The sequence below is a fragment of the Brucella sp. genome, assembly GCF_032066345.1.
Lineage (GTDB): Bacteria > Pseudomonadota > Alphaproteobacteria > Rhizobiales > Rhizobiaceae > Brucella > Brucella pseudogrignonensis.
Map to the genome: position 1 here is coordinate 1 of NZ_DAMBKZ010000013.1, position 13,207 is coordinate 13,207.

The window sequence follows — 13,207 nt, forward strand, 5'->3', positions numbered from 1 at the left end:
ATTTCCTCTTGAGAGTATCGGGTTATTTCTTGCGTTGGCGGGTGACGAAGAAGGCGGCAGCCAGCAGGATGAAGCAGCCTACGACGAGACGCTGCCATGTGCTGGGGATGCCGACGAGCACCAGAACACTGTTGATGACGGTGATGAGCAGCACACCGAGAAGGGTGCCGAAGACGGTGCCGGTGCCGCCGGTGATGCGTGCACCACCGAGAACCACGGCGGCGATAACCGCAATTTCGGTTCCAACAAAGTCGAAAGGGCTCGACTGGCGATTGGCGCAGACATGGATGATGCCTGCAAGTCCTGCCAGACCGCCTGCATATCCGAACAGGAAGATATGGATGGTGCGCAGATTATAGCCGAGGCGGCTTGCGATCTGGCTGTTACCACCCATCGCAAAAATCGCGCGGCCCATCAAAGTGCGGTTCAATATCCACCAGGTCAGGATTGCAGCCGCAGGCAGCACCAGAAAATAGAATGGCATGGTGATGGTTGCACCGGTTGCCGATTCAAACTGGAACAGCGGAAGGCGGCCGAAAGCACCCATTGTCGGCGGCAGCGACATAATCCAGACCGTGCCGACAAAAGCCAGCAGGAAGCCGCGGAAGAGATACTGCGTGCCGATGGTGACGATCAATGACGGCACATTGAGGTAATGCACCAGCAGACCGTTGAGAACACCAAGGAAAATGCCCCCAGCAATCGCCATCAGAATGATGAAGATGATCGGCAGTTCCGGCATATAGGACTGCACCAGAAGCGTCAGCGAATAGACTGTCGTGGCGGCAATTGCCGTAAAGGAAACATCAATGCCACCAGCGGCGAGAATGATGAAGACGCCAAGCGCAAACAGGCCCATCACCACACTGGCACGGCCAATATCGATCAGTGTCGAAGCTTGCAGGAATGCAGGGTTGATGACCGAGACAATCGTGCAGATTGCCACGAGCAGGAAGAAAGTGATCGATTCGGGGCGCCTGCGAATGAAGTCACCCAACTTGAAGGATTGGGCTCGACCCATATCCTGTTGATACTGCGACGCACTCATTGGGCAACTTCCTTCTGCGACGACATCATGGCTTGATAGAGCTGATCTTCGGTGGCCTGTGCAGCATCCAGTTCTGCAACGATGCTCCCTGAGTTCATAACAAGAATGCGGTCGGCATTCTGCAGAAGCTCAGGCAGATCATCGCTGACGATGATGAGACCCATGCCAGCTTCGGCCAGCGCCTGAATTGCGCGGTAAATCGTGTCTTTTGATCCCACATCGACGCCGACGGTCGGGCCGTGCAACACCAGAAGCTTGGGGGCAATGCTCAGCCAGCGACCGATCAAAACACGCTGCTGATTGCCGCCCGAAAGTGCGCCAACAGGCAGGTCCAGATTGGTTGTGTTAAGCCGCATCTCTTTCATCAGCGAGGCGGCGATGTTGCGGCCCTGTTTCTGGTCGACGATGCCAAGGCTGTTGCAGAGCTTCCGGAAGATCAGCGCGATCTCGTTTTGGAAGATCGACTTGTCGAGGAAAAGGCCTTCTGCAAGCCGGTCTTCCGGCACATAGCCTATGCCGCGCTCAATGGCTTCCGCAGGGCTTTTGACCTCGGTTACATTTCCTTCGAGGCGGATTGAACCGGAATGCGCAGGCACAACGCCGGTGATTGCCATCGCAAGCTCGTTGCGGCCGGAATCTGCAAGGCCGGTGATGCCAAGGATTTCGCCTTTGCGTAAGCGAAAACCGATGTCCTTGAAGCCCGATGCGGTAAGGCCGTCGAGTTTGAGCAGTTCGGCATCGCCGGGCTGTGCCGTGCGATAACGTTCAGCGTCGATTTCCCGGCCGATCATTAGCTCGGAAAGCTGCTTCTTGGTGTAGTTTTCGATTGGTCCTTGCGCCACGCACTGGCCATCGCGGAAGACAACCGCATTGCCGCCGATGCGATAGCATTCATCGAGCTTGTGGGTCACGAAAAGCACTGCGACGCGCTCAGCGCGCAGGCGTTCAACGACTTCAATCAGATTGTCCACTTCGCGACGGGTCAGCGATGTGGTCGGCTCATCCATGATGACAAGCTTGGCGCGCGTTGCAATGGCGCGGGAAATGGCAACCAGCTGGCGCATGGCAAGCGGCAGCTCGGAAACGATGGTGTTCAGAAAGGCTTTGTCGGTTGGCAGGCCAACCGTGCTCAATGCCCGTTCTGCAGTCTCGCGAAGCTGCGAAAGCTTGACGCTGCGGAAAAGTCGGCCATTGCCTTCAACGAGCTGCTCATTCAGCGCTACGTTTTCAGCGACGGTCAAATTGGGAATAAGCGACAGATCCTGATAGACGGTCTCGATACCGGCTGCCAGCGACTGGATCGGGTTCAGCGAAGCATATGTTTTGCCATCGAGAATGATCTCGCCTTCGCTGGGTGCGTGTGCGCCGGACATGATCTTGATGACCGTGCTCTTGCCGCAGCCATTTTCACCCAACAGGTGATAGGCCTGACCAAGATCGATTGTCAGGTCGATGCCGCGCAGCGCATGAACGCCGCCAAACCGCTTATGAATGTTGCGCAGTTCGAGAAAACGATCCGGCGACCGGTCGTTGCTCGTCCCATTCGTCGTTGTAGTTGACACGTTAAATTCCTTTATCGCCGCACCGCTCGCCAAAACGACTGGGCTGGCTGTAGGATCGACCGACGGTAATTGTCGGGCGCTAATGTCTTGCTTTATGGTTGTTTTGTTGGTTCAGGCACCCGGATGCAGCGGGGGCTGCATCCGGGTTTTTGAAACCATCGCGCGAGGCTGAACGATGTCCACGCACGATGGTCAGGCTACCTGTGCGTAACGCCTAGAACAGGTGTTCCTTGTAGGTCGCCTTGTCAGCAATCACCATGCCGTTGCCGATCACGAGAAGGCCTTCGCCTGCGCCCTTCTTCACGCGAACGCTGTTATAGCCTTCAACGCCAAGATCGGTGCCGTCCTTGACTTCCTTCTTTTCAAGGAACAGACGGGCGAGCGCATTCATCGCCATGCCAGCCTTCTGCGGGTCCCAGAAGCCGATTGCTGTGATTGCACCGGATTCAAGCAGATCAGCCGAAGGGTTTGGCAGACCGGTACCTACCAGGCAGACCTTGCCGCTCAGGCCAGCTTCATCGATAGCGCGGCCAACGCCGAGAACGTCGTTACCGGCAGAGGTCTGGAAGCCCTTCAGATCAGGATGCTTGCGCAGGATTTCCTTGGCCTTTTCATAGGTGCCGTTGGCGTCGTCGAAGGATTCGTTGTTCGGATCGACGAGCTGCATGTCAGCGTACTTCTTGGCGTTTTCTTCCGCTGCGCCAACCCACTGCATGTGCGTGCGGCTGCCGAGAGAGCCAACGAACGTCGTCCACTTGCCGCTCTTGCCCATGCATTCTGCCAGACGCTCATTGAGCGCTGTGCCGTAATCGGCATTATCGAAGGCTTCAACATCGGCCATCGTGTTGACCTGGTTGTCGGCTTCATGGGTCACAACAACGATGCCGCGTTCCATGGCGCGCTTGAAGGTGCCTTCAAGAACAGCTGGGTCCATAGGAACGACTGCAAGCGCATTGACGCCCTTGGCAACGAGGTCCTGAACGATTTGGAGCTGCTGTGCTGCGTCAGATGTTGCAGGGCCGCTCTGTGTTGCAACCACATCAGGATTTGCCTTCTGATAGGCTTCAACGCCTGTGTTCATGCGGTCGAACCAAGGAATACCGCTGATCTTGACGACGGTTGCGATAACTGGCTTTTCCTGTGCGACGAGCGTGCCCGCGCTGCCCGCGACGATTGCTGCGCCAATGACAGTGCCGGCGAGCAGTTTTTTTGTTACTGATTTCATGATTTCCTCCACGCTAACATTCCCCCAATGTCTATGGTCGGGTGCCTGAGGGTTGAGCACCGATATTTCCCTTTTGGCGATTGCCGAGGGTAAAGAATCCCGCGATGTCGTATTTTCCGACTGCGAGGAAGGCGAGCAGCAGCAGGCCCCAAGCGAAGTCGCGGACAAAATTGGAAAGGCCACCGAAGTTGAGCAGGCTGGACATGAGCTGCAGGGCAATAGCGCTCAGGACTACGCAGATCACGCGGCCATAGCCACCTTCCGGCTTCACACCGGCCATGACGGCAATCAGAATGGCGACCAGAAGGTAAGAACTACCATAATCGAACTTCACGTTGACGTTGCGTGCCGCGATGATGATGCCCGCAATCCCGGCCAGCAGGCCACTGGTTGCATAGGTGGCGACCAGTACGCCGTTGCGCGGAAAACCGGCGAAAACAGCGGCTTTCGGGTTGGTTCCCATCAGCATCAGCCAATAACCGTAGGGCGTAAAGCGCACCACAGCAGCAATCAGCAACGCGACTGCGATAAAGATCAGGAAGCTGATAGGAACGGCCAGAAACATGTCGTTGCCGATGCGCGACAGCAGATCCGGGCTGCCAACCATGACGGCACGGCCACCAGACACGACAACCGCAAGCCCCGTAAACGCCATCTGCGTGCCGAGCGTGCATAGGATTGGCGTGATATTGAAGCGCGCAATCAGCACACCGTTGACGATGCCGCCCGCAAGGCCGATCACCAGTGCCAGTCCGATGAAAGCGAGGCTGAAGCCTAGCTGGTTTTCGGCGCTGGAAATGAACATCGAAACGATAACTGCGGAAAGTACGCCCGCCAGATTGGCCAGAGCGATACCTGAAAGATCAATCCCGCCATTGCCAGCGCACATTGCCAGCATCACGCCGATTGCCAACAGCCCGATTTCAGGCACCTGGCCTGCCATCGACTGCAGATTGAACAGGGATAGGAAAGATCCACCCGAAATATACGCGCCAAGCGCGAGCAATCCGAGATTGATGACAACTAGCATAGCAAGCTGATTGCTTGTCTTCTGCATGGTCTCCTCCTACCATGTTTAGTAAACAAAACTGTTATTCACTAAATAAATGACCAAGAGGTTAGGGCTTGTCAAGCGCAATATCGGGGAATTATGGTTGCCTAACAGGTGGAATTACCCTAATCGTTTTAAACAGCAGTGGTTCTGTTTACTAAACTACAACGCAATTCCCCCATCAAAGTCGAAGTTCCGCTTGGAAAATATGAAAAAGAAAAAGTCTTTTACGATCAGAGATATTGCCGAAAATGCGGGTGTTTCTCCCGCTACAGTGTCGCTTGTTCTGAACGGCAAAGGCGAAATTTCGGGCGAGACAAGAGCCCGCGTGCTTGAGTCGGTTTCCCGGCTCAATTATGTGCCGCGCGCAGCTAAAACTGGATCTGGTGGCGGTGAGACAATCCGCTTTCTGAAGATCGCCAAGCATGGCGAGACGGTAAATCGCGACCACAGCGTATTTGTCTCCGACTATATTGATGGCATGTCGTCTGAGGCCACGCGCCGCAATTACACGCTTGAAGTGGTAAGCTTTGAAGGGCAGCCGATCAGTGCGGTGGCAGAATCGCTGGCCGGTGCGCCGGTGCGCGGTGTGATTGCTCTGGGAACCGAGCTTTCGGCAGCAGATATCCACATGATACAGGGGCTTGGCCTGCCAACTGTGTTTATCGATACGTTTTATGAGGTCGTCGAAGCCAACTTCGTAGACATGAACAATGAAGATGCTGTCTTCAAGGTTCTGTCGCGCTTCAAACAGCTTGGTTTTTCACGCATTGGCTTTGTCGCAAGTCATACGGAAACGACGAATTTCCGCCTTCGGCGCGATGCGTTTTTCAAGAATATGCAGCGTCTGGACCTAAACGTTCAGGAACGCGACATTCTTTCGGTTGAATCAACCTATGAGGGTGCGCATCGCGATACTTGCGCAATGCTGCATTCGGGCCTTGATCTGGCCGAGTGCTATTTCTGCACCAATGATATCATCGCCTATGGCTTCATCCGGGCATTGAAAGGCAAGGGGCTTCGTATTCCTGATGATGTTTCGGTGATTGGTTTTGATAATCTGCCGCAAAGTGCGACCATGGAGCCGGGGCTGACGACGGTCGAAGTATCCAAGCGCAAGATCGGCAATCTCGCCGTGACCATTCTCGATGATCTGATCAATACCGCTGAATCGCAGCCACCAGTGAAAATTCTGGTCGGTGCAAGCCTCGTCATCAGATCAAGCGATGCTGGTGTTGCGGCTAAATCTGCTGCACCAAAGACCGGCGCCTTTACCAGCTAATCCCATACAATAGAGCATGAATTTTGATAGGCGGCAGGCGGAAGCTTGCCGCCTATTTTGCATGTCTTCGCCTCTCTCAGTCTTCTTTCTGAGCGATCTGCTTTTCAACGGCTCTGTCGGGTAAGTTGTGCGGATGGCTATCCACACCTCCAAATAGGTAGACAATTACTCTTGTAATTTTAATTATACATCTGTATTCAGAATGAGAGTTCGCTATGGGCTGGAGGCAGAGGAGCCTTCCCGGGTGATCTTTCAAGCAGTCAGGCGGGAGGAAGTTTCGTCTGATTTCCAAGGGAGGAATTAATGAATAAGCTTGCTATGCTGGCGGCTGTTGCTGCCTTTTCGTTGCCTGTTACCGTCATGGCGCAGGACGCTCCGGGTACTGTTAAAAAAGACAGCTATCGTTTCGTCATCGTGCCAAAGGTTGTTCATCCTTGGTTTGACAAGGTGAATGAAGGCGCACAGCAGGCCGCTGCTGCGCTCAAGGCGCAGACTGGCGCCAATGTTGAAATCGTCTACTCCGCACCACAGAGTGCAGACGTTGTTCAGCAGAACCAGATTATCGACAGCGCACTTGCCACCCGTCCGGATGGTCTTGCACTCGATCTGCTCGATCCGTCGGGCAACCGTGCGTCGCTCGAAGAAGCACAGGGACAGAAGATTCCTCTCGTGCTGTTCGACTCCGTGCCACCTGAAGGCATGACCATCACGCATATCGGTTCAGATTTCTGCGAGCAGGCCAAGATCGCTGCCCGTCGTCTGGTCGAAGTGCTGGGTGGTGAAGGCGAAGTCGCAATCATGATGGGCGTGCCTACCGCACCGAACCATTCGATCCGCGCGGATTGCCATCGCGAAGTGTTCAAAGAACATCCGGGTATCAAGGTTGTTGCTGAAGGCATCGACAATGACAGCATCGAAATCGCACAGCAGCAGGCAGCAGCCATCATGCAGGCCAATCCAAACCTGAAGGGCTGGGTTGCTTCGGATGCGGCTGGTCCGATCGGCATCGGTCAGGCTATCGTTGAAGCTGGCAAGCAGGGCAAGGTCACGCTGGTCGGCCTCGACAACCTGCCGGAAATGCTCGACATGATCCGCAATGGCGTGGCTGACAGCTCATCCGCATCGCAGCCTGAACTTCAGGGTTACTGGTCGGTGATGACGCTCTGGGCACAGGCAACCGGCGCTCCGGTTCCTGGCTATATCGACACCGGCAATGCGTTCCTTACCAAGGAAAACGTAGGCAACTGATCCGTTCTGGTCTTGTTGCAGGGGCACGGGTTTTCCCGTGCTCCATTCTTTCCTGTCCTATCGGCTTTGACCGGCGGATTGCCGGACACATCGATAGTTTTCCAAGGTGTCCATCATGGCTTATCTTGAAACAAGCGGATTAGGCCGGGACTTTCCGGGCGTAACCGCGCTGGATGGTGTTGACCTGAAAATCGAGCTCGGTCGCACGCATATTCTTGCTGGCGAAAACGGCGCCGGCAAATCAACACTCGTAAAAATTCTGACCGGAACCGATAGCGCTTCGCGCGGTCAGGTGCTGATTGATGGTCATGATCCTGTCGCTGATCCTGCGCTCTATAAAAACGTCGCCTATGTTCCGCAGGAGCTGACGCTGTTCCCACAGATGAGCGTCGCTGAAAACCTGTTCATGCCATTCAGCCGAACCGGTCATGGCGGCTTTCTCGTCAACCGCAAAGCGTTGATGGAAGAGGCAAAATCTTATCTCGACCGCTTCGGCATCGAAGCGCAGCCGGATGATCTGGTTGCCAATATTTCTGTGTCCGATCAGCAGCTTTTGCAGATTGCGCGTGCCTGCACCAATGAGCAGATGAAGGTGCTGATCCTTGATGAGCCGACATCTTCGCTGACGCGTGTTGAAGTCGAGCGTGTCTTCAAGGTTATTCGTGGTCTTCTCGATCGCGATCACGCGATTGTCTTCATCAGCCACAAGATGGAAGAAGTCTTCCAGATTGGCGATGATTATACCGTTCTGCGCAATGGTACGAAAATCGAAAGCGGTCATATCAAAGATATTACCGAAACTGATCTGATCCGCGCCATGTCTGGCCGCGATCTTTCCTTTGATGAGCATTTCCGTCCGTCAAACCCTACCACTGAAACCATCATGGAAGTGCGCGGACTGTCCGGTTCGCGCTTTGAAGACATCAGTTTTGATCTGCGCAAAGGCGAGATTCTCGGCTTTGCCGGACTGGTGGGCGCTGGACGCTCCGAAGTGATGCAGACGATCTTCGGCTTTCTGAAAGCCAAGTCGGGCCAGGTGAAGGTGGAAGGCGAGAGCTGGGCACTGAATGATACCTCGTGCTCGGTTTCCGGCGGTATGCTCTATCTTTCGGAAGAGCGCAAACATCACGGCATTCTGCCGCTTCTGTCACTGCGCGAGAATATCGGCATTTCGGTGCTGTCGCTGACCAGCGGCAAATTGGGTATCTCCGACCGCCGTGAACGCAATATCGTGCAGAAGATCATCGATGATTACGGTATCCGCACATCTGGTATGGGCAAGCGCATCTCGCAGCTTTCGGGTGGCAATCAGCAGAAGGCCATTATCGGTCGCGCCATGGCCACGCGTCCGCGCGTGCTCATCTTTGATGAGCCGACGAAGGGTATAGATATCCGGACCAAATCCGAGATTTATCGCATCATGAAAAATCTGGCCGAAGAAGGCGTCGGTGTCATCCTCGTCTCCTCGGAACTCAACGAACTGCAGAAATGCGCAAGCCGTATCATCACCATGCATAACGGCCATATCACCGGTGAGTTCTCCACCACCGATACCAACAATGAAACACTCGTGGGCGCGATCTTTGGAACAGAGGTAAAAGCCGATGCAAACTAATCCCCTTTCCAATCTCATCCGCACGCCGCTGGCCGGTGTGTTTGTGGCGCTTCTGGTGATCTTTGCCCTGTCGGCGATCCTTTCACCCTACTTTCTCACACCTTACAATCTGTCGGTTGTTGCACGCGGTCTCGCCTTTGTCGGTCTCATCACCATTGCGCAGTCGATGCTGATGGTGCTGGGCGAGCTCGATCTGTCGCTTGGCGTGATCGGTGGTCTTTCCGGTGTTGTTTCGGGCATTCTGATGGTTCGGATGGGTTTTGAGCCTTATTCGGCAATGCTGCTGGCAATACTGCTTGGCCTTTGCCTTGGTCTGTTCAACGGCTTCCTCGTCACCTTCCTCCGCCTGCATTCACTGGTGCTCACCATTGGTACGGCGGGCATTTTTGGCGGTGCCAATCTGGTGCTGACCCGCGGTGTTGCCATCACCGGCATTCCGCGTGATGTGCAATATCTCGGCCGTGGTGATTTGTTCGGCGTGCCAGTGCCATTCATCATCATGTTTGTTGCACTGCTGGTGGCGACTTTCGTGATGCTGAAAACCCCGTTCGGTCGTTACATGTATGCCATCGGCAACAATCGTGACGGCGCCCGTATGCTGGGCATTCGCGTGGACCGTGTGCGTCTTATGGTGTTCGGTGTGGCCGGTGCCATTGCAGGCCTTGCAGGCGTGCTGATGGTTGCGCGTCTTGGAACGGCACAGCCGTCGATTGGCGACAGCTGGGTTCTGGCTCCGATTGCTGCATCCGTCATCGGTGGCGTTGCCACAACAGGTGGTATAGGCAGCCCGATTGGTGCGATCCTCGGTGCAGGTATCATCGCTATTATTGAAAACATTATCGTTCTGTTCGGTGTCTCCCCCTATTGGCAGGGCATTGTTTCAGGTGCAATCGTCGTGCTGGCAATCTCGTTCGATGCCATATCGCGTCGTTATCTGCGCCGGGATGCCCACTGATCTGACGACCTGACACGTTTTAGAAAGCCAGAAATATGAATGAACAAGTCAAAACGAAGAAGCTGATCAACGCGCCGGAAAACATCATTGCAGAAATGATCGAAGGTATGGTCGGCGCGCATCCCGACATGCTGCGTGTTGAAGGCGAAACGGGTCGTGCAGTTGTGGCGGTCGATGGTCCACGCGAAGGCAAGGTCGGCATTGTGGTTGGTGGCGGTTCAGGTCACGAGCCAGCTTTTGCAGGCTATGTCGGGCGCGGCCTTGCCGATGCGGCAGCTGTTGGTAACGTGTTTGCCTCCCCATCGCCTGCTCATATTGCAGAAGCGGCACGGGCTGCGGACGGTGGCGCTGGCGTGTTGATGCTCTATGGCAATTACACCGGCGACGTTCTCAACTTCACGATGGCTGCGGAAGAACTCGCACAGGACGGCATGGATGTGCGTCATGTCGCGGTTGCGGACGATGTGGCCTCGGCACCGCTTGATCGCAAGTCGGAGCGCCGCGGTATTGCTGGCGACTTCTTTGTGTTCAAGGTTGCTGGCGCTGCAGCTGATCTGGGTGAATCTCTGCCGCGTGTTGAAGCGCTTGCACAGGCTGCCAATGAAGCAACCCGTTCTATGGGCGTGGCATTGAGCCCTTGCTCGCTGCCCCAGACTGGCAAGCCGAACTTCTCCATCGGTGACGATGAAATGGAAATCGGCATGGGCCTGCATGGCGAGCCGGGCATCCGCCGCCAGAAGCTTGCGCCTGCCGATGAAGTGACTGACGAGCTGATGGCCTCGGTCGTTGAAGAACTGGCGCTCAAGGCTGGTGATCGCGTTGCTGTTCTGGTCAATGGACTTGGTGCGACCACGCATATTGAGCTCTACCTGATTTTCCGCCGCGTGAAGCAGATTCTGGATGGCAGGGACGTTCAGATCCACGCCTCATGGGTTGGCGAATATGCGACGTCGCTCGAAATGGCGGGTGCATCGGTGACGCTGATGAAGCTCGATGCGACGTTGCAAACGCTTCTCGATCATCCATGCCATACGCCAGCTCTAACGGTGGGCGCCGTGCAGGCAAGCGATCGTGAACCGGCTTCACATCGCAAGGCGCAGCGCAGCGCTGAACACAAAGAAGCTGCCACGGACACGCCTCGCAAGCTCATCACCGAGGGTGATGTGACACCAGCGCTTTTCAAGGCGATGATGATGAATGTCGGCAATCAGATCATTGCCGAGAAGAATTGGCTTTCGGAACTCGATGGCGTGATTGGCGATGGCGATCACGGCATTACCATGGAAATCGGCTGGAAGGCCGTGCAACATGCGCTTGAAGACGAGCAGGGCGATGAAACCATTGAAGCCATCTGCAAGCGCATGGCCAAGGCATTTCTTGATGCGGTTGGCGCCTCGTCGGGCCCGCTCTATGCAACGGCATTCCTGCGTGCGGGTACGGCTGTCAGCAATCGTCTGAACCTTGATGGAACCGGCATTGCCGAATGGCTTGCAGCCGCATCGCAGGGTATTCAGGATCGGGGCCGCGCGGCACCGGGCGACAAGACGATGATCGATGCATGGGTTCCGGCGGTTGATGCTGCGAATGAAGCTGCAAAGGCTGGCAAGTCCACGCTCGACGTACTGATTGCGGCACGCGATGGTGCGGAAGCGGGCATGAAGGCGACGGCTGCAATGGAATCGCGCCGTGGCCGTTCGGCCAAGCTTGGTGAACGCTCCATCGGTCATATTGATCCGGGTGCAGCGTCTACGTTCGTAACTCTGCGTGCCATGGCAGAAGCGCTTCAAGCGAAGGCTTAATCAAGTAGCACAGGGGCCGTGTTTAGCGCGGCCCCTGTAACAATGCGCGGGCGACACCTTCATTGGTGACGAGGCGATTGACATAACCGCCGCGCAGAATGGCCCGAATAATCGGAATTTTGTTCACCCCACCCGAGACCAGAACCGATGCTGGTTTGAGTTTGAGCTTGTCCGGTGGCAGGGCAATGATTGAATCATTGAGGAAATGGTCAATCGGACGCCCCTGAGCATCAAGAAAATACCCCAGAAATTCACCGACCGCCCCAAGCTTCAGCACGGCATCGAGGTTATCTTTCACCACGCGGATGTGGGTGAGTGAGGTTTCTGATGTTAGTGCGCCGCAAGAGACAAGGCCGATATCTGCAATTTCGGTGCGGGCCAGAACGTCTGTCAGCTCGTCGCTCAAAAGAATTGCATCGCGGCTTTCGCGGTTGGCGCAATAGATCGGGGCGGTGAGATAGTGACACTCCACGCCGAGCGCCCGCGCAAAGTCGGTTGCGACTTCAAATGTGTTGGTAGAGGAGCCGCTGGTCACGCCCCCCGTCAGGCTGACGACCCAGCTTTCAGGTTTGGGACGCGAACGCAAATTTCTGACCGCAAAACTTAAAGTGCGTCCCGAGGCAATGCCTACTCCCATGTCACGCCCTGCAATCAGCTCGCTTGCCATGGTTCCGGCGGCTTCGCCGATTACACGTTTCTGCTCCAGATAGTCATCAAGATCCGGCACCACAACGGCATCAGCTAAGCCGTAGCGAGCCGCGACCTTCTCCGCCAGTTCGATACAATCCACAAGCGGCAGGCTGACTTTGACCTGTATCTGACCCGACTCACGAACCTGACCAATGATCTTGTTGACCTTTAGCCGGGTAATGTTGAGCCGCTGCGCGATTTCCTGCTGGGTCTGGCCGCCAATGAAATAGAGCCAGGCCACGCGTGCGCGTTCCTGCTCCTCATCGACTGACACGAAATTCTCGTTCATTCACTGGCCCTTAACAGTCGCTACGTGCGGCAGGATATCCTTGAGCGTGCGCGCTGAAAAGCATCATTTCCTGCGCTCTTTCAACGCGCATCTTGCCTGAAAACGGTTTCTCATTTTCAGGACGCACTTCTCACTCTTTTCATAATTGAGGTGCGGGCCGCAATGCATTTTGCAATGCAGGATGTTATTTCTTTTCAAGCTACACTGAATGCCGACACGTTTTTTGTATCTGAAATTTGCAGAGCATATTTAAGTAATTTAACTTGACTCAAATTATCATGTTAACTAGAGGTTGCGGCGGGGGCATCCCTGTCGGCGGGTAAGATCATGTATAACAAAAATAGTCAGAAGACGGCGCTTCATCGATTTGTCGAGGGAGATGGATTCTGGGTAGCGTATGCTGGATTATTTGCAGTGATCGTTATCATTGCAAATCTTTACCT

General features: G+C 55.1%; 10 protein-coding genes. 5 read left to right on the top strand and 5 right to left on the bottom strand.

Annotated elements, in window-relative coordinates:
• Positions 1-22 precede the first annotated feature (22 nt).
• The 4 genes from RT142_RS16015 to RT142_RS16030 form a co-directional block, all read right to left on the bottom strand.
• Positions 23-1,048, bottom strand: coding sequence for an ABC transporter permease (locus RT142_RS16015; RefSeq protein ID WP_113496342.1), 1,026 nt, complete (start codon positions 1,046-1,048; stop codon positions 23-25).
• On the bottom strand, positions 1,045-2,610 hold the full coding sequence (locus tag RT142_RS16020) for a sugar ABC transporter ATP-binding protein (protein WP_313029906.1): 1,566 nt from the start codon (positions 2,608-2,610) through the stop codon (positions 1,045-1,047). Before RT142_RS16020 ends, RT142_RS16015 begins: the two co-directional genes overlap by 4 nt.
• A gap of 214 nt (positions 2,611-2,824) precedes the next feature.
• On the bottom strand, positions 2,825-3,835 hold the full coding sequence (locus RT142_RS16025) for a substrate-binding domain-containing protein (protein WP_007877226.1): 1,011 nt from the start codon (positions 3,833-3,835) through the stop codon (positions 2,825-2,827).
• 31 nt (positions 3,836-3,866) lie between these two features.
• Complete coding sequence (locus RT142_RS16030) at positions 3,867-4,892, bottom strand: ABC transporter permease (RefSeq protein WP_313029909.1); 1,026 nt, start codon at positions 4,890-4,892, stop codon at positions 3,867-3,869.
• 202 nt (positions 4,893-5,094) lie between these two features.
• Here RT142_RS16030 and RT142_RS16035 point away from each other — a divergent pair, with 202 nt between their 5' ends.
• From RT142_RS16035 to dhaL, 5 genes are all read left to right on the top strand, one after another.
• On the top strand, positions 5,095-6,168 hold the full coding sequence (locus tag RT142_RS16035) for a LacI family DNA-binding transcriptional regulator (protein WP_105519283.1): 1,074 nt from the start codon (positions 5,095-5,097) through the stop codon (positions 6,166-6,168).
• Positions 6,169-6,471: 303 nt separating this feature from the next.
• Positions 6,472-7,416, top strand: a complete 945-nt coding sequence (locus RT142_RS16040; RefSeq protein WP_112813396.1) for a substrate-binding domain-containing protein — start codon at positions 6,472-6,474, stop codon at positions 7,414-7,416.
• Positions 7,417-7,531: 115 nt separating this feature from the next.
• Positions 7,532-9,031 carry a sugar ABC transporter ATP-binding protein gene (locus RT142_RS16045; protein WP_113490426.1) on the top strand — a complete coding sequence of 500 codons (1,500 nt, stop codon included), beginning with the start codon at positions 7,532-7,534 and terminating at the stop codon, positions 9,029-9,031.
• Positions 9,021-9,986 (top strand): ABC transporter permease, encoded by a 966-nt coding sequence (locus RT142_RS16050; protein ID WP_007877211.1) that lies wholly within the window; start codon positions 9,021-9,023, stop codon positions 9,984-9,986. Before RT142_RS16045 ends, RT142_RS16050 begins: the two co-directional genes overlap by 11 nt.
• Positions 9,987-10,021: 35 nt before the next feature.
• Positions 10,022-11,785: a dihydroxyacetone kinase subunit DhaL gene (gene dhaL, locus RT142_RS16055; RefSeq protein ID WP_200638174.1), complete on the top strand. Its 1,764-nt coding sequence runs from the start codon at positions 10,022-10,024 to the stop codon at positions 11,783-11,785.
• 22 nt (positions 11,786-11,807) lie between these two features.
• Here the strand turns inward: dhaL and RT142_RS16060 are convergent, their stop codons facing one another.
• Positions 11,808-12,764, bottom strand: coding sequence for a sugar-binding transcriptional regulator (locus tag RT142_RS16060; protein WP_007877209.1), 957 nt, complete (start codon positions 12,762-12,764; stop codon positions 11,808-11,810).
• Positions 12,765-13,207 lie beyond the last annotated feature (443 nt).